The 17,333-nt window shown below is 71.1% G+C and carries 16 protein-coding genes; 7 read left to right on the forward strand and 9 right to left on the reverse strand.

What is annotated here, in order from left to right:
* Positions 1–121 precede the first annotated feature (121 nt).
* Positions 122–1,387 (reverse strand): MFS transporter, encoded by a 1,266-nt coding sequence (locus OE229_RS12940; RefSeq protein ID WP_262138346.1) that lies wholly within the window; start codon positions 1,385–1,387, stop codon positions 122–124.
* Between the two features lie 303 nt (positions 1,388–1,690).
* Positions 1,691–1,876: a hypothetical protein gene (locus tag OE229_RS12945; RefSeq protein WP_259578086.1), complete on the reverse strand. Its 186-nt coding sequence runs from the start codon at positions 1,874–1,876 to the stop codon at positions 1,691–1,693.
* Between the two features lie 124 nt (positions 1,877–2,000).
* Here OE229_RS12945 and OE229_RS12950 point away from each other — a divergent pair, with 124 nt between their 5' ends.
* The gene (locus tag OE229_RS12950; RefSeq protein WP_259578088.1) at positions 2,001–2,195 is read left to right on the forward strand and encodes a hypothetical protein; all 195 of its coding nucleotides are present in this window, start codon (positions 2,001–2,003) and stop codon (positions 2,193–2,195) included.
* A 59-nt stretch (positions 2,196–2,254) separates the two neighbouring features.
* On the opposite strand, the gene OE229_RS12955 is transcribed toward OE229_RS12950, so the two are convergent.
* Together OE229_RS12955 and OE229_RS12960 are read right to left on the reverse strand one after the other, a co-directional pair.
* A complete protein-coding gene (locus tag OE229_RS12955; RefSeq protein WP_262138348.1) occupies positions 2,255–2,563 on the reverse strand; it encodes a thiamine-binding protein in 309 nt (102 codons plus the stop codon).
* Positions 2,560–3,816 carry a glycosyltransferase 87 family protein gene (locus OE229_RS12960; RefSeq protein WP_262138350.1) on the reverse strand — a complete coding sequence of 419 codons (1,257 nt, stop codon included), beginning with the start codon at positions 3,814–3,816 and terminating at the stop codon, positions 2,560–2,562. The genes OE229_RS12955 and OE229_RS12960 overlap by 4 nt, the downstream gene beginning before the upstream one ends.
* 83 nt (positions 3,817–3,899) lie before the next feature.
* On the opposite strand from OE229_RS12960, the gene OE229_RS12965 reads away from it, so the two are divergent.
* Positions 3,900–4,607: a YceI family protein gene (locus tag OE229_RS12965; protein ID WP_262138352.1), complete on the forward strand. Its 708-nt coding sequence runs from the start codon at positions 3,900–3,902 to the stop codon at positions 4,605–4,607.
* A gap of 259 nt (positions 4,608–4,866) precedes the next feature.
* Here OE229_RS12965 and OE229_RS12970 read toward each other — a convergent pair whose 3' ends face one another.
* Entirely contained in the window at positions 4,867–5,727 is an 861-nt protein-coding gene (locus OE229_RS12970) for an ADP-dependent NAD(P)H-hydrate dehydratase (RefSeq protein ID WP_182066477.1), read from the reverse strand.
* Positions 5,728–5,751: 24 nt separating this feature from the next.
* Here OE229_RS12970 and OE229_RS12975 point away from each other — a divergent pair, with 24 nt between their 5' ends.
* The 4 genes from OE229_RS12975 (at position 5,752) to OE229_RS12990 (ending at position 10,067) form a co-directional block, all read left to right on the forward strand.
* A complete protein-coding gene (locus OE229_RS12975; protein WP_111223986.1) occupies positions 5,752–6,384 on the forward strand; it encodes an HAD family hydrolase in 633 nt (210 codons plus the stop codon).
* A 9-nt stretch (positions 6,385–6,393) separates the two neighbouring features.
* Complete coding sequence (locus OE229_RS12980) at positions 6,394–7,476, forward strand: NADH:flavin oxidoreductase/NADH oxidase (RefSeq protein ID WP_262138354.1); 1,083 nt, start codon at positions 6,394–6,396, stop codon at positions 7,474–7,476.
* A gap of 156 nt (positions 7,477–7,632) precedes the next feature.
* On the forward strand, positions 7,633–9,033 hold the full coding sequence (locus OE229_RS12985; RefSeq protein ID WP_262138355.1) for a hemolysin family protein: 1,401 nt from the start codon (positions 7,633–7,635) through the stop codon (positions 9,031–9,033).
* The gene (locus OE229_RS12990; RefSeq protein ID WP_262138356.1) at positions 9,030–10,067 is read left to right on the forward strand and encodes a hemolysin family protein; all 1,038 of its coding nucleotides are present in this window, start codon (positions 9,030–9,032) and stop codon (positions 10,065–10,067) included. The genes OE229_RS12985 and OE229_RS12990 overlap by 4 nt, the downstream gene beginning before the upstream one ends.
* A gap of 96 nt (positions 10,068–10,163) precedes the next feature.
* Here the strand turns inward: OE229_RS12990 and guaB1 are convergent, their stop codons facing one another.
* On the reverse strand, positions 10,164–11,603 hold the full coding sequence (gene guaB1, locus OE229_RS12995) for a GMP reductase (RefSeq protein WP_182066473.1): 1,440 nt from the start codon (positions 11,601–11,603) through the stop codon (positions 10,164–10,166).
* Positions 11,604–11,780: 177 nt separating this feature from the next.
* Here guaB1 and OE229_RS13000 point away from each other — a divergent pair, with 177 nt between their 5' ends.
* Positions 11,781–15,569, forward strand: a complete 3,789-nt coding sequence (locus OE229_RS13000; protein WP_262138358.1) for a multifunctional oxoglutarate decarboxylase/oxoglutarate dehydrogenase thiamine pyrophosphate-binding subunit/dihydrolipoyllysine-residue succinyltransferase subunit — start codon at positions 11,781–11,783, stop codon at positions 15,567–15,569.
* A 79-nt stretch (positions 15,570–15,648) separates the two neighbouring features.
* Here the strand turns inward: OE229_RS13000 and OE229_RS13005 are convergent, their stop codons facing one another.
* The 3 genes from OE229_RS13005 to OE229_RS13015 form a co-directional block, all read right to left on the reverse strand.
* Complete coding sequence (locus OE229_RS13005; RefSeq protein WP_262138360.1) at positions 15,649–16,089, reverse strand: GNAT family N-acetyltransferase; 441 nt, start codon at positions 16,087–16,089, stop codon at positions 15,649–15,651.
* Between the two features lie 136 nt (positions 16,090–16,225).
* Entirely contained in the window at positions 16,226–16,468 is a 243-nt protein-coding gene (locus OE229_RS13010; protein WP_262138362.1) for a zf-HC2 domain-containing protein, read from the reverse strand.
* A complete protein-coding gene (locus OE229_RS13015; RefSeq protein ID WP_315973852.1) occupies positions 16,465–17,262 on the reverse strand; it encodes a sigma-70 family RNA polymerase sigma factor in 798 nt (265 codons plus the stop codon). The genes OE229_RS13010 and OE229_RS13015 overlap by 4 nt, the downstream gene beginning before the upstream one ends.
* Positions 17,263–17,333: the final 71 nt, after the last annotated feature.

A 17,333-nucleotide genomic window follows, 5' to 3' on the forward strand; every position in this document is an offset into this window, starting at 1 on the left:
ACGGAACCCGACCATTGCTGCTCACCATGTGCAGTGGCCGCGCCACGAGACGGACGGGAGGCCCGTGGCGGCGGCGCCACGGGCCTCCCGTCCGGTGGGTGCGTGCGTGCACCCCGCGCGGTCAGTGGATCGGGACCGGTGCGGTGATCGGACCGGTGGACGGTGACGAGGAGCGGACCGCGGCACGACGGGTGCTCCGCCGCTCGACCGCGTAGCTGACCATCGTCACCAGGACGCCGAGCAGCGCCAGGCCGATGCCGAGCCAGCCCGGTGCGAGGAACCCGAAGCCGGCCGCGATGACGGCGCCGCCCAGGGCCGCACCGATCGAGTTGCCGATGTTGAACGCCGAGTGGTTCAGCGCCGCCGCGATCGTGCGCGCGTCGCCGGCAACGTCCATCAGGCGCGACTGCACCGCGGGCGGGATCGCCGACGAGGTGGCCCCGAGTAGGAACGCGCCGAGCAGCATGCCCCAGAGCCACTGCGCCGTCAGCACGGTGATGAGCAGGGCGCCGATGAGCGCGAACATCCCGACGTAGATCGTGCGCTTCACGCTGTGGTCGGCCAGGTGTCCGCCGAGCACCCCGCCGACGACCATGCCGATGCCCACGACGACGAGCACGACGGGCACGAACGACTCGGGCATCCCGGTGACGTTCTGCACGAGCGGCGAGATGTACGAGTAGACCGCGAAGAACCCGCCGAACCCGACGGCGCCGAGGCCCATCACGATCCACACCTGCGGGACGCGGAACGCCCGGAGCTCGCGACCGATCGTGGCGTGCTCGTCGCGGGCGCTCTTCGGTACGAAGGCCGCGACGGCCAGGAACGTCAGGGCGAACAGCGCGGCGACGACGCCGTACGCGACCCGCCACCCGGCCACCTGTCCGACCCAGGTGATCGCCGGGACGCCGACGACGTTCGCGACCGACAGGCCGAGCAGCACCATCGCGATGCCCTTGCCGCGCTTGCCCGGACCCATCATGTCGCCGGCGACGATCGACGCGATGCCGAAGTAGGCGCCGTGCGGCAGACCCGCGACGAAGCGGGCGACGAGCACCAGACCGAACGAGGGCAGCAGCGCGCTCGCGATCGTCGCGACGACGAACCCGACGAGCAGCACGAGGATCAGGCCCTTGCGCGGGAAGCGGGCGGACATCGCCGCGATGGTCGGCGCACCGACGACGACCCCGAGGGCGTAGGCGCTGACGAGCCAGCCGGCGTGCGCGATGCCGGCGTCGGGGTCGATGCCGTACTGCTGCGGCAGCAGCGCCTGCGCGATGTTCGGCAGCAGGCCCATCGCGACGAACTCGGTCGACCCGATGGCGAAGCCACCGAGGGCGAGCGAGATGAGCGCGAGGGTGCGACGCGCAGGCGTGAGCTGTGACATGGGGCCTGTTCTCGGACGACGTCCTGCACGGACGGCGTCGGATCGGGGTGTCGGCTGGACGGTGTCGGCGGGGGCGGTCCGCGATCGTGGCGGTCCGCGTGCCGATCGGCAGCGCGGCCACACCCGAACGGGGTGCCGGTCCGGATTCAGCAGCGAACGGGACGGTCCGGGTGGCGACGACCATCCGGTCCGAGCAGTGTAGACCGCTCCAAAGGCCGAACGGAAGTCGCCGTGCGCGGCCGACACGGGTCGTGCCCGGGCTGAAGCGGCGCGCTGACGTGGCCGCACCCGAGCGGGTCCGGGTCAGGCCGCCCGACGCTCCGTGTGGGCGGGACGCGTGGATGCGGGAGCGAGTTCGGGCAGCTCGTCCCGGTGCGTCCAGCCGACACCGCACTCGGCGCACGTGGCCCAGGCGTTCTCGCCCTGTTCGTCCGTGTCGATGACGACCGTTTGCAGGTCGCAGTCAGGGCACCAGCCGTCGTGGGTCATCACGCGCTCCTCGTCGTCTCGGGGCCACCGGATGTGGCTCGACACGGGCCATGAGACACCCGACCACCGACATCCGTGGGAGGGCGTCGGCGTGTCGCGCGTGCCCTCGTTGTTTAATGACCACGTGACCCTCACGACGACCGTGCTCGCCTCGTGCCCCGCCGGTGCGCCCGCGAACTGCGAGGACGCCACCGACCCGATGGGCATGGTCATCGTGCTCGTCGCCGTGCTCGCCGGCATCGCGCTGCTCACCGTGCTCGTGGTGCTCGGGCCGGACCCCCGCCGTCGAACCCGGGCACGGCGACGCGACAAGCGCTGAGCGCCGAACGCCGAACGCCGAACGCCGAACGCCGAACGCCGAACGCCGAACGCCGAACGCTACTCGCCCAGTGCCGCCTCGAGCCGCTCGAGCTTGCCGTCGATCTCGCCGGTGTGGCCCGGTCGGATGTCGGCCTTGAGCACGAGCGACACCCGCGTGCCGTAGGCGCTCACGGCCTCGGTCGCGCGCTTGACGACGTCCATGACCTCGTCCCACTCCCCCTCGAGCTCGGTGAACATCGACGAGGTGCGGTTCGGCAGCCCGCTCTCGCGTACCACGCGCACGGCGGCCGCGACGGCGTCGTGCACGGACCCGTCGGACGTTGCAGCGGGACCACCGGACGGAGCGACGGAGAAGGCGACGATCATGTGTCCATCCTGCCCGCAGCCCGCCCCATCCGCACCAGCACGACCACGCTCCACACCAGGATCGCCACCTCGAGCACGTTCCGCACCGTGAGCACCACGAGGATCCACGGCTGCACGCCGAGCAACTGGTCGTAGTAGCCCGGGTAGACCACCTGCGTGAACAGGGCCATCGGCAGCGCGAGCACGGCGATCGGCACGAACCGGCGCACACTCGGCGTCCCTGCGGCCAGCCCCCACACGATCGGCACGGCGAGCCACCCGATGTACTGCGGCGACCCCACCTTGTTCGTCGCGATGAGCGCCGCGACGAACAGGAGCGCGAGGACCGGTGCGAGCTCGGCCCGACGGGCGCCGCGGCGGGCGGCCCAGAGCGCGAGCACGACCCCGGCCACCACGACGACGGCCATCAACGGCGTCGACACCGCGGCGGCGGCGGACGTGCCGGCACCGGACACCTCGAAGGTCAGGATCTCCTGGTCGTAGAACACCGCTGCACCCGGAACGCCGAAGGCTGCGGCCCACATGAACGGCGTCGCGAGCGGTGACTCGATCTGCAGCGCACGGCCGGTCTGCTCACCGACGAAGGACAGCAGGTACGGCGCACCGCCCCACAGCACGTCGACGAGCACGATCAGGGCGCTCAGCACCAGGGCTCCGGCGAGCACACCCCGGCGGTGTCCTCGACGCAGGAGCAGCAGCACCGCGACGAGCGCCGCGGGCCACACCTTCGTCCACGCGCCGGCGGTGAAGAGCGCGGCGGCGATGGCCGGCCTCGAGGCCACGAACGCCACGCCCACCAGCGCGAACACCGTCGCGACGGTGTCGATCCGACCGAGCGCGATCGGCCCGAGCGCGAGCAGGAACAGCAGCCACCACCAGACGACCCGCACGCCGTGCACACCGAAGCGGTCGGACGACCCCACACGCGCCCGGAACCGCCACAGGAACGCGCACGCCACGGCGTCGAGCAGCACCATCAGCAGCAGCCACCCGGAGCCGATCGACGCGATCCCCCCGAGCGCCGCGGCGGCCATCGGCACGATCGCCAGGATCGGGTACACCCACGCGCCGTCGATGCCGACCCAGAAGTCCGCGGTCCGCCCGGTCTCGATCCAGCGACTGTAGGTGATGGTGACGTCGCCGAGCGGCAGGTTCGCCGACACGAGGGTCAGCCACCACAGGAACCCGTGCACGGCGACGAACGCCAGGACGAATCCGGCGAGTTCGAGCCACCGGGTCGAGGTCCTCTGCACCGGACGAGCGTAGCGGCCGGACCGGGGGCGATCGCTGCCACGATCTCAGGCTCTCCCGAGCATGACGTGTCACCGTTCAGCTCGTGACCTCCGACACCCCGCGCAAGCGCCGCAAGGCCGTCATCTGGATCTCCGTCATCGCCGTCGTCGTCCTCGGCGTCGTGGGTGCGGTGGTCTTCACGAACGTCTACACGAGCACCGAGAACGCGAAGGCCTCGGCCGCGCCGTCCGTGGCCGCCACCCGCGAGGCCTCCACCCTCGACGACACGGACCTGTCCGGCGAGTGGACGGTCGGCGGCGACTCCGAGGCCGGGTACCGCGTCCACGAGGTCCTGAACGGCTCCGACGTCACCGTCACCGGCCGCACCGACAGCGTCTCCGGCACCGCGACCGTCGACGGCACGAGCATCACCGCCGCGAAGATCACGGTGCAGGTCGCCGACATCACCACCGACTCCGACCAGCGCGACGCCTACTTCCGCGACTCCGCGATGGACGCCGCGGCCTTCCCCGAGGCCACGTTCGAACTCACCGAGCCGATCGCCGACGCGGTCCCGAGCGGTTCCGACACGACGACCGTGACGGCTCCGGGGAAGCTCACCCTGCACGGCGTCACGAAGGACGTCACCGCGAAGCTGCAGGTCGGCCTGAACGGCGACGGCGTCGACATCTCCGGTTCGGTCCCGATCACCTTCTCGGACTACGGCGTGCAGGCCCCGAGCCTGGGGTTCGTCAAGGTCGACGACGCCGGTTCGGTCGAGTTCCTCGTGCACGCGACCCCCGCGAGCTGACGTCCGCGACGCGCGTCGCGCCCGTGACGTGACCGCCGACGGCCTGGAGGCGCGGTGCCAGCTGGCCCCGCGCCTCCCGTCCGTCGTCGTGTCCGGGGCTGCACCCGCTGCCCGATGCGTGCGCATGTTGCGACCTTCCACCTGTCGAACCCGCGGTGTTCCGTCGCTGGATGCGCACGTACCCATTGCGTGCGCATCCTCCGACTGAACACGCGTCGATCACCTCGTGGATCGTCGGAAGGTGCACGCGCACCGAGCGCTACCCGCGCGCGTCGCCGTCCACGACCAGGTCGCGCACGACGCCGGGCAGCTCGGCGACGAGCCTCGTCATCGGGAACGGCCCACCGCCGGACGCCCGCCGGGCCGCGAGCCCGTGCACCACCGCGGCCGACGCGGCCAGGTGCGCGAGGTCCGACGGCGTCAGCGACGACCCGGCCGCCTCGACGGAGCCCTGCCGCGCGGCGACGAGCGCCCCGAGCACGCCGCCCAGCACGTCCCCGGCCCCGGCCGCCGCGAGCCACGGCGTCGCCGACGACGCCACGAGCCGCACCGCCCCGTCCGGGGTGACCACGTGGGTCCGCTCCCCCTTGAGCAGCACGACGCTGCCGGTCTGCTCGGCCGCACGGAGCGCCGCGGCGGCCGGGTCCTGTTCGATCTCGGCGCGGTCGGCCCCCAGGAACGAAGCGAGCTCACCGGCGTGCGGGGTGAGCACGGCGAGCGGCCCGAGGTCGACGAGCGGGATCGCCCCGGCGTCGACGACGACCGGCACGCCGTCGTCGGACGCGTGCGAGAACCCCGATGCCGTCGTCTCGTCCAGGTCGCCGAGCGACGGTGCCGAGATCCCGCTGCCGACGAGCCAGGCCTGCACGCGGCCGACGCCGGACACGACCTCGGGGCGGCGGGTGAGCACGTGGTCGGTGGCACGTGCGGGTCCGACGTACCGGACCATGCCGACGCCGGTGTGCACGGCGGCGTCGACCCCGAGCACCGCGGCGCCCGGGTACTGGTCGGAGCCGGTCGCGACGCCGAGCACCCCGCGGCGGTACTTGGTGGACTCCCCCGTCGGCGCGGTGACCCACGCGGCGGCATCGGACGGTCGGACGGGCACGAAGTCGTTCACCGGCCCCACGTTACGGTGGAGCACATGAGCCTGTTCCTGCCTGGTCGCGTGGTGGTCTTCGACTACGGCGAGGTGATCAGCCGGACGCCGCACGCCTCGCGGGACGCCCTCGTGGCCGCCACCGGGGTCCCGGCGGACGAGCTGTTCCCGGTCTACCAGGAGCTCCGGCACGACCTGGACCGTGGGGACCTGTCCGTCGTGGCGTACTGGCGTGCCATCGCGGAGCGGACCGGACGGACCTGGAGCATCTCCGAGATCCACCGGTTCTGGGCGATCGACTTCACCGGGTGGTTCGAGGTCGAGCCGGAGACCCTCGAGATCGTCGAGGAGCTGCACGACGCCGGCACCCGGCTGGCCCTGCTCTCGAACGCGGGCTTCGACTTCGGCGACCCGTACCGCCGCTCCCCGATGGGCTCGTTGTTCGAGACCGTCGTGGTGAGCGCCGAGGAGCACGTCCTGAAGCCCGCGGCATCCATCTACCGCGACACCTGTGCGCGCTTGGGAATCGACCCGGGTCAGATGGTGTTCGTGGACAACAGGGCCGAGAACGCCACCGGTGCGGAAGCGATCGGGGCGGTCGGCCACCACTACACGTCGCCGGCGTCGCTGCGGTCGTTCCTGACGGGACTGGCCGAGGCGCCGGCACCCGTCCTCTGAGGAGCCCGCGTGACGCACGCCCTGTTCGACCCGATCACCGTCCGTGACCTGACCGTCCGCAACCGCATCTGGGTCTCCCCGATGTGCCAGTACTCGGTGGACCAGCAGGACGGCGTGGCGACCCCGTGGCACCTCGTGCACCTGGGCGGGTTCGCCAAGGGCGGCGCCGGCGCGGTCGTGGTCGAGGCGACGGGGGTCGTGCCCGAGGGACGGATCACCCCGCAGGACCTCGGGCTGTGGAACGACCAGCAGCGCGACGCGTTCAAGCCGATCGTCGACTTCCTGCACGAGCAGGGGGCCGCAGCGGGCATCCAGCTGGCGCACGCCGGCCGCAAGGCGTCGACCTACCGCCCCTGGGACACCACGCACGGCACGGTCCCCGCCGACCAGGGCGGCTGGACCACGGTCGCTCCGTCGGCCGTGGCGTTCGACGGCTACGACGTCCCGCGCGAGCTGGCGGTCGAGGACATCCGCGTCGTCGCCCTCGCCTTCGCGCAGTCCGCCCGCCGCGCGGTGGAGGCCGGGTTCGACCTGGTCGAGATCCACGCGGCCCACGGCTACCTGCTGCACCAGTTCCTCTCGCCGCTGAGCAACCAGCGCATCGACCAGTACGGCGGCTCGCTCGAGAACCGTGCGCGCGCGCTGCTCGAGGTCGTCGACGCCGTGCGCGCCGAGGTCGGCGAGGGCTTCCCGATCGTCGTCCGGTTCTCGGCCACCGACTGGGTCGACGGCGGGCTCACGCTCGACGAGACCACCGTCGTCGCCCGCTGGGCCGCGGAGCACGGTGCCGACCTGGCCGACGTGTCGACCGGCGGCAACGTCGCGAGCGCGCCGATCCCGGTCGGCCCCGGCTACCAGGTGCCGCACGCGGCGGCGATCAAGCGCGACGCCGGCATCCCGACGATCGCCGTGGGCATGATTTCCGAGGCGTTCCAGGCCGAGCAGATCGTCGCGACCGGCCTCGCCGACGTCGTGATGATCGGTCGTGAGATGCTCCGCGACCCGTCGTTCGCGCTCCGTGCCGCCGTCGAACTCCGCGTGCCGGTCGACTACGAGCCGCAGCAGTACCACCGCGCGCGGATCACGGCGTAGGCGCGGTCGGTTCTGCACGGATTCACGGCCCAGCGACCGCGCAGGCAGTACGATTGGCAGCACTGTGGACGATCCCCCGAATAGTTCTTCGCCTCACTCATCCGCCGCTCACTCGGTGAGCTGCACGTCATCCCTGTGCGCGAACGGGGGTGAATCATGAGTCCGATCGACATCGTCATGCTGATCGGCGGCATCCTGCTGACCCTCGGCACGGGTGTCTTCGTCGCGTCCGAGTTCGCGCTGGTCAACCTCGACCGCGCCGACGTCGAAGCGCGGCGCGACCGCGGTGAAGCCGGCCTCGCACCGGTCATCGGCGCGCTGAAGGTCACCTCGACGCACCTGTCCAGCGCGCAGCTCGGCATCACGCTGACCACGCTGCTGACCGGCTACCTGCTCGAACCCTCGATCGCGACGCTGCTCGAGGCGCCGTTCCTGGCGATGAACCTGCCGGAGGGCATCGTCGAGACCGTCGGCTCGATCGTGGCGCTCGTCATCGCGACCCTGCTGTCGATGATCCTCGGCGAGCTCGTGCCGAAGAACTTCGCGCTCGCGCTGCCCCTGCAGACCGCCCGGCTCGTGGTCCCGCTGCAGATCGCGTTCACGACGGTCTTCAAGCCCGCCGTCGCGCTGCTGAACGGCACCGCGAACGCCGTGCTCCGGTCGCTGGGCATCGAGCCGCAGGAGGAACTCTCCGGTGCCCGCAGCGCCGAGGAACTCACCTCGCTGCTGCGCCGGTCGGCGTCCGAGGGCTCGCTCGAACAGGACACCGCGACGCTCCTCGAGCGCACCATCTCGTTCTCCGAGCTAAGCGCCAGCGACGTGATGACCCCGCGCCCGAGGCTCTCCACCATCCGCGTGTCCGAGTCCGCCGAGGACGTCATCGCCCTCGCCCGCAAGACCGGCTTCAGCCGCTTCCCCGTCATCGAGGAGGACGCGGACGACGTCGTCGGCATCGTGCACGTCAAGCAGGCCGTCGCCGTGCCGCGCGAGAAGCGTCCGGAAGTCCCCGTCGGGGCGCTCATGACCGACGCCGAACGCGTGCCGGAGACCATGCCCGGCGACACCCTGCTCGCCGAGGTCCGGGGTCGCGGCTACCAGATGGTCATCGTCGTCGACGAGTACGGCGGCACCGCCGGGGTCGTCACGCTCGAGGACCTGATCGAGGAGATCGTCGGCGAGGTCTCGGACGAGCACGACCGCGCCCGCATCGACGTGGTCCGCTCCCGTGACTGGCTGACCTTCCCCGGTCTGCTGCGTCCCGACGAGCTCGAGGACCGCGCCGGCGTCAAGGTGCCCGAGGAGGGCCCGTACGAGACCGTCGGCGGGTTCGTCATGTCCACGCTGGGCCGTCTGCCCGTCGTCGGTGACGAAGTCCCGCTGGACGGCGGCGTCTTCCGCGTCGAGCGGCTGGACGGCCGTCGGATCGACCGCATCCGGTGGACCCCGACGCGCCCGGCGACCGACACGGCGGCGACCGCGATCATCATCCCGTCCACCGGGAGCACCCCGACCACCACGAAGGCCGCGACCACCACGACGAAGGGCAGCACCCGATGAGCTCCGACTGGTGGGGCATCTTCTGGCTCGTCGTCCTGTTGATGGGCAACGCGTACTTCGTCGCGGCGGAGTTCGCGGTCATCTCGGCTCGCCGCTCCCAGATCGAGCCCCGCGCCGAAGAGGGCTCGAAGGCCGCGCAGATGACGCTGTGGGCGATGGAGCACGCCACCCGCATGCTCGCGACCACCCAGCTCGGCATCACGGTCTGCTCGTTGCTCATCCTGAACGTGTCCGAGCCGGCGATCCACCACCTGCTCGAGGTCCCGCTGCACCTGACCGGCTGGAGCGCCGAGGTGATCGGCACCGTGGCCTTCGTGTTCACGCTGCTGCTCGTGTCGTTCCTGCACGTGGTGTTCGGCGAGATGGTGCCGAAGAACATCTCGTTCTCGATGCCGGACCGCGCCGCGCTGCTGCTGGTCCCGACGCTCTGGTACATCGGTCACGGCCTGCACTGGGTCATCGTCGGCCTGAACGAGGTCGCGAACGCCGTGCTGCGGCTGTTCCGCGTCGAGCCCAAGGACGAAGCGGTGAGCGCGTTCACGGTGGAAGAGGTGCAGACCATCGTGGAGCAGTCCCGGCGGGAGGGCACCCTGACCGACGACGGCAAGCTCGCCCTGGCGTTCGAGTTCACCGAGAAGAAGGTCCGTGACGTCGCCGTGCCGATGGCCGAACTCGTCACGCTGCCCGACGACGCGACCCCGAGTGACGTCGAGCACGCCGTGGCACAGCGCGGGTTCTCCCGCTACGTGCTCGTCGGCGAGGACGGCTCCCCCACGGGCTACGTGCACGTGAAGGACGTCATCGACCTGCGTCCGGACGAGTTCGACGACCCGGTGCCGCCGAAGCGGATCCGACAGCTCATCTCGCTGTACACCGAGATGGACCTCGAGGACGCGCTCGCGACCATGCGGGCCGCCGGGCGCCACGTGGCCCGCGCCTTCGACGCGGACGGCCGCACGATCGGCGTGCTGTTCCTCGAGGACATCCTCGAAGAACTGGTGGGCGAGGTCGAGGACGCGACCCGACGCCGGTAGACGCACCGAAGATCGGACGGGAGGCGCGGTGCCAGCTGGCACCGCGCCTCCCGTCCGTCCGTGGTCGCGACCAGGGCGACGCGCGCCCCGTCCGCGCTACCAGCTGACGGGCAGGGGCTTGCCTTCCTCGTACCCGGCGGCGGACTGGATGCCGACCAGCGCGCGCTCGGAGAACTCGGCGAGGGACGACGCGCCCGCGTATGTCGCGGAGCTGCGGACGCCGGTGGTGATCATGTCGAGCAGGTCCTCGACGCTCGGGCGCTCCGGGTCGAGGTAGATCGTCGACGACGAGATCCCCTCGGCGAAGAGCGCCTTGCGGGCACGCTCGTACGGGTCGAGCCGCTCGAACCGCTCACGCACGGCCTTGGCCGAGGCCATGCCCCAGCTCTCCTTGTAGGCCTTGCCGGCGTCGTCGCGGCGGAGCACGCCGGGCGCCTCGAGCGTGCCGGCGAACCACGAGCCGATCATGACGGCGGACGCCCCTGCTGCCAGGGCGAGCGCGACGTCGCGCGGGTAGCGCACCCCGCCGTCCGCCCAGACGTGCGCGCCGAGCGAGCGGGCTGCCGCGGCGGTCTCGAGCACGGCGGAGAACTGCGGACGACCGACGGCCGTCATCATGCGGGTGGTGCACATGGCACCCGGGCCGACGCCGACCTTGATGATGTCCGCTCCGGCCCCGACCAGGTGCGCGACGGCGTCGGCGGTGACGACGTTGCCGGCGACGAGCGGGATGCCGAGCTGCAGCGACGCGACCGTGCGGAGTGCGCGGAGCATGCCGTCCTGGTGGCCGTGCGCGGTGTCGAGGACCAGGACGTCCACGCCCGCGGCGGCCAGCGCCTTCGCCTTCGCGGCGACGTCGCCGTTGATGCCGAGCGCGGCGGCGACCCGGAGCCGGCCGGAGGCGTCGACGGCGGGCGTGTAGATGTCGGAGCGGATCGCGCTCGTCTGGCTCGTGGTGCCGACGACCCGGCCGTGCCGCACCACCGGCGCGAAGTCGACCTCGGCGGCCGAGAGGACGTCGTAGACGTGGCGGGGCGTACCGGCGTCCTCGGCGTCGATCGCGGTCGAGGCGCCGTGCAGCAGGTCACCGAGGACGGCGTCGGGGCCGGCGGTGCCGAGGCGGGACGCGGGCACGCAGCCCAGGTACTCGCCGTCGGCGTCGCGGACGACCACACCACGGCCGGCCACGGGCAGGAGCTGCTCGAGGGCCTCGGCGACGGTGGTCTGGGCACCCATGTCGTAGGCGGTGTCGAAGTCGACCGGCTGGTCCTTGACCCAGCGGATCGCGGCGTCGAGGTCCTGCAGGTGCATGTCCTGCGGCAGCACGCCCAGACCACCGCGGCGGGCCAGCGTCGCGGCGAGTCGCGGGCCGGTGACCGAGTTCATGTTGGCGCTGACGATCGGGATCGTGGCGCCGCTGCCGTCGTTCGCGGCGAGGTCGACATCGAAGCGGCTCGTCACGCCGGAACGGCTCGGGACGAGGAAGACGTCGGAGTAGGTCAGGTCGTGCGTCGGCCGCGTCTCGTAGAACCTCATGCGCTCCACTGTACGGCCCTCGTCAGGGCCCCGACCGGGTGCTCGGGGGCTGCCGACTCGCGCCGCGGCTGACACGGAACGGACATGTCGGAGCGGCTAGGCTTGGCACCTGTGCGGCGCAGGGTTGCTCCGCACGACACACACGAGCATCTATCGACGGAGAGTGGGCGATCGGCTGTGTCGAGCCATCTGACCGGAACGGACGAGACCGCGGGCGAATTCGGGGCGAACGAGTGGCTCGTCGACGAGCTCTACGAGCAGTTCGTCGCGGACAAGGAGTCGGTCGACAAGTCCTGGTGGCCGGTCCTCGAGAGCTACCACCGCACGCAGGTCGGTGACGCTCCGGCTCCGGCGGGATCCCCCGCACCACAGGCTGCGGCCGGGCAGCAGGCGTCGGCGGCGCAGCAGGCCCCCGCTTCGCAGCAGCAGCAGTCCTCGACGCAGCAGCCGGCCACCGGGGACACCCCGGGCGAGGCGAAGTCGGGCCCGATCCAGGCGAAGACCACCTCGCGCCAGCCGGCACCGCAGCCGATCCCGGCCGAGGCGAACGACGCGGCCGACGACCACGAGGAGACCCACGAGGACGTGGCGACCCCGCTCCGGGGCATGGCCAAGACGCTGGCGTCGAACATGGACGCCTCGCTGACGGTCCCGACCGCCACGAGCGTCCGGACCATCCCGGCGAAGCTGATGATCGACAACCGGATCGTCATCAACAACCACCTGCGACGCGCCCGCGGCGGCAAGATCTCCTTCACGCACCTGATCGGGTGGGCGATGGTGCAGGCGCTCAAGGACTTCCCGAGCCAGAACGTCTACTACGAGGAGCGCGACGGCAAGCCGTTCGTCGTCGCCCCGGCACACGTGAACCTCGGCATCGCGATCGACGTCCCGAAGAAGGACGGCACCCGCTCGCTCCTGGTGCCGAGCATCAAGCGCGCGGAGACCCTGACGTTCGGCCAGTTCCTCTCCGCCTACGAGGACCTCGTCAAGCGCGCCCGCGACAACAAGCTCACCCCGGCGGACTTCCAGGGCACGACGATCTCGCTCACCAACCCCGGCGGCATCGGCACCGTGCACTCGGTCCCGCGCCTGACGAAGGGGCAGGGCTCGATCATCGGTGCCGGCGCCCTCGAGTACCCCGCGCAGTTCCAGGGCTCGGCGTCGAAGACCCTGGTCGAGCTCGGCATCGGCAAGACCATCACCCTGACGAGCACCTACGACCACCGCGTCATCCAGGGCGCCGGTTCGGGCGAGTACCTCAAGCACGTGCACGAGCGCCTGATCGGCGAGCACGGCTTCTACGACGGCATCTTCGCCGCGCTCCGGATCCCCTACAAGCCGATCCAGTGGGCGAACGACATCAACGTCGACCTGGCGCACCGGGTGAACAAGACCGCCCGCGTGCAGGAGCTCATCAACAGCTTCCGCGTCCGCGGGCACCTGATGGCCGACATCGACCCGCTCGAGTACCGCCAGCGCACGCACCCGGACCTCGAGATCGAGAGCCACGGGCTGACCTTCTGGGACCTCGACCGCGAGTTCGTCACCGGCGGGCTCGCCGGCACCACCTCTGCACCGCTGCGCGACGTCCTCGGGATCCTGCGCGACGCCTACTGCCGCACGGTCGGCATCGAGTACATGCACATCCAGGACCCGGAACAGCGTCGCTGGGTGCAGGAGCGCATCGAGGTGCCGTACTCGAAGCCCTCGAAGGAAGAGCAGCTCCGCGTCCTCGGCAAGCTCAACGAGGCCGAGGCGTTCGAGACCTTCCTGCAGACCAAGTACGTCGGCCAGAAGCGCTTCTCGCTCGAGGGCGGCGAGTCCACCATCGCCTTCCTCGACACCCTGATCCAGCACGCCGCCGGTGCCGGGCTGGCCGAGGTCGCGATCGGCATGGCCCACCGTGGCCGCCTGAACGTGCTGACGAACATCGCCGGCAAGACCTACGGGCAGATCTTCCGTGAGTTCGAGGGGTCCTCGCTGCCGGGCACGGTGTCCGGTCAGGGGTCCGGCGACGTGAAGTACCACGTCGGCACCGAGGGCGTGTTCCGCACGTCCGACGGCTCGAGCATCCCGGTGACGATCGCCGCGAACCCCTCCCACCTCGAAGCCGTCGACGGCGTGCTCGAGGGCATCGTCCGAGCCAAGCAGGACCGCGAGGCCCCCGGCAGCTTCGGTGTGCTCCCCGTGCTCGTGCACGGCGACGCGGCGATGGCCGGCCAGGGTGTGGTCGTCGAGACGCTGCAGATGTCGCAGCTCCGCGGCTACCGCACCGGCGGCACGGTCCACCTCGTCATCAACAACCAGGTCGGGTTCACCACCCCGCCCGAGTCGGCGCGCAGCTCGGTGTACTCCACCGACGTCGCGAAGACGATCCAGGCGCCGATCTTCCACGTGAACGGTGACGACCCCGAGGCCGTCGCGCGCGTCGCCGAACTCGCCTTCGCGTACCGCGAGGAGTTCCACCGCGACGTCGTGATCGACCTGATCTGCTACCGCCGTCGCGGGCACAACGAGGGCGACGACCCCTCGATGACGCAGCCGCTGATGTACAACCTCATCGAGGCGAAGCGCTCCGTCCGCACGCTGTACACCGAGGCCCTCGTCGGCCGCGGTGACATCACGCAAGAGGAGTACGACGAGGCGCACCGCGACTTCCAGGACCGCCTGGAACGCGCCTTCGCCGAGACGCACGAGGCACAGACCGGCACGATCCCGGTGATCGACGTCGACGACGACGGTGCGGTGCAGGGTCTCGAACGCCCGGCCGCGCAGCGCGACGACGCCGAGGTCGAGGTGCACGAGACCGCCGTGTCCGAGGAGCTCGTCCGGGCGATCGGTGACGCGCACAGCAACCCGCCCGCCGGGTTCTCCATCCACCCGAAGCTGCAGCAGCTGCTCACCAAGCGCACCGAGATGACCCGCAACGGCGGAATCGACTGGGCGATGGCGGAGCTCATGGCGATCGGGTCGATCCTGGTCGAGGGCAAGCCCGTCCGCCTCGCCGGACAGGACGCCCGCCGCGGCACCTTCGTCCAGCGCCAGTCGGTGTTCCACGACCGGGTGAACGGCCAGGAATGGCTGCCGCTGTCGAACCTCACCGAGGACCAGGCACGGTTCTACGTGTACGACTCGCTGCTGAGCGAGTACGCGGCGATGGCCTTCGAGTACGGCTACTCGGTGGAGCGCCCCGAGTCGCTCGTGCTCTGGGAGGCGCAGTTCGGCGACTTCGCCAACGGTGCCCAGATCGTCATCGACGAGTTCATCTCGTCCGCCGAGCAGAAGTGGGGGCAACGCTCCGGCCTCGTCCTGCTGCTGCCGCACGGGTACGAGGGTCAGGGGCCGGACCACTCGTCGGCGCGCATCGAGCGCTACCTGCAGCTGTGCGCCGAGGACAACATGATCGTCGCGCGCCCGTCGACCCCGGCCTCGTACTTCCACCTGCTCCGCCGGCAGGCCTGGGCCCGTCCCCAGAAGCCGCTCATCGTGTTCTCCCCGAAGGCGATGCTCCGGCTCCGCCAGGCGACGAGTGCGGTCGAGGACTTCACGACCGGGACGTTCGAGCCCGTGCTGGACGACGCGCGGATCACCGACAAGAGCGCCGTCCGCCGCGTGGTGCTGCACTCCGGCAAGGTGCACCACGACCTGCGTGCCGAGGTCGACAAGCGCGGCGTCACCGACGTCGCACTCGTCCGGCTCGAGCAGCTCGCCCCGCTCCCCCTCGACCGCATCCTCGAGGTCCTGGCGGGCTACCCGGACGCCGACGTCGTGTGGGCGCAGGAGGAGCCGGAGAACCAGGGCGCCTGGCCGTTCGTCTGCATGAACCTGTCGCCGCACCTGGGTGGCCGACCGTTGTCCGTGGCGGCCCGCTCGGCGAGTGCCGCACCCGCCACCGGTTCCTCGAAGCGCTCCGCGCAAGAAGCCACCGAGGTCATCGACACGGCGCTGCGCGCGTCGGCCTGACCACGAGGAAGCGCCCCGTGCGGGAGTCCGACGGACTCCGGCACGGGGCGCTTCGACGTTGGCGGGGAAGGCGGCGGCGCTACGCGATCTTCGTGTAGCGCACCCCGGCGTCGTGGTACCCGCGCTTCTGGTAGAAGCGGTGCGCGCTGTCCGTCGCGGCCGCACTGACGGCACTGAGGCGACGCGCGCCCTGCTCGACCGCCCATGCTTCGAACGTGCCGATGAGCGCGGAACCGGTGCCGCGCCTCCTGGCCGTGTCGTCGACGACCAGCAGCAGCAGCTGCGCCGTCGGCTCGTCGCTGGCGTACGCCCACGTGACCTGTGCGCCGGCGACGGCGACGACCCGTCCGTCGTCCCCCCGGACCACCCAGGTGCGGTGCCCGGCTTCGGGGGTGAGCCGGTCGAGGCGGTCGCGCATCGACGCGTCGTCGACGTCGTGACCGAGCAGGCGGACGAGGGCGGCGACGTCGGCGACGTCCGTGTCGGACCAGGTGGTGGTCGACTCGACGGAGAGGGTCATGTCGGCCAACCTACCCGGGCCGTCGGTCGTGTTGCGACGGGCTCCCACTGCGCCCTCGTGTCCACACGTCGTCGCGCGCGACGGCGAGCAGCCGAGCCGTCCAGGTCCGGGCTGACGAGCCCGCACCCCTGCAGCGTCAGTGCGTCGCCTGCTCCACCCGGATGCGCGCGAGGATCTCGCTGCGCAGCTGGTCGGGAGCGGTCTCCTTGCAGGCGCGACGGACGGTCTCCATGAGCACGACGCCGACGCGGTGCTCGGTCTGGCAGTCCTCGCACCCGTCCATGTGCTCGCGGATGTCCGTGGCGTCCTCGTGGCGGAGCTCGTCGTGCAGGAACTCCTCGAGCTCGGCCTTCGCCTTCGAGCAGTCGCAGCCGCTCATCGTGCGTCCTTCCGTCCGGTGCGACCCGTGGCCGCGGTTGCCTTCGTCGTCTGTGCCGCGCCTCGTCCCCGTCCACGCATCGTCGCCGTCGACGCTGCGTCCGGGACGATGCCGGTCTCACGGGCGTGTTCCGCCAGGAGCCCACGGAGGAGCCGGCGGCCACGGTGGAGGCGGCTCATGACCGTCCCCACGGGGGTCTTCATGATGTCGGCGATCTCCTGGTACGAGAAGCCTTCGACATCGGCGAAGTACACGGCCATCCGGAAGTCCTCCGGGATGGCCTGCAGGGCGTCCTTCACGGCGGAGGACGGCAGGTGGTCGATCGCGTCGGCCTCGGCGGACCGGGCGGAGATCGACTGGGTCACGCTCTCCGCGCCGCCGAGCTGCCAGTCCTCGAGCTCGTCGATGGTGCCCTGGTACGGGTTCCGCTGGTTCTTGCGGTACGTGTTGATGAACGTGTTCGTGAGGATCCGGTACAGCCAGGCCTTCAGGTTCGTGCCCTGCTTGAACTGACGGAACGCGGCGAAGGCCTTGACGAACGTCTCCTGCACCAGGTCGGACGCGTCGGCGGGGTTGCGGGTCATCCGCATGGCCGCACCGTAGAGCTGGTCCATGAAGGGCAGCGCCTGGTCCTCGAACAGGGACCGCAGCTCCCCCTCGGAGACGGTCTTCGCGTCCACCGGCTCGTCTGCTGCGTCGTCGAGGGCGTCGTGTTCCTCTTCGACGGCGTCGAGCTGCACCTCGGTCTCGTCAACCAGGTGGTGCGGAGCTGCCTGCGGTTCGTCGGTCGTCATCGCCGCCAAGTCTAGGCCGAGCGTGCCGAGCGTCGTCGGCACCGCGGTCAGCACGGTCGCCGTGCCGGTCC

The organism is Curtobacterium poinsettiae (assembly GCF_025677645.1).
In the GTDB taxonomy this organism is placed as follows: domain Bacteria; phylum Actinomycetota; class Actinomycetes; order Actinomycetales; family Microbacteriaceae; genus Curtobacterium; species Curtobacterium poinsettiae_A.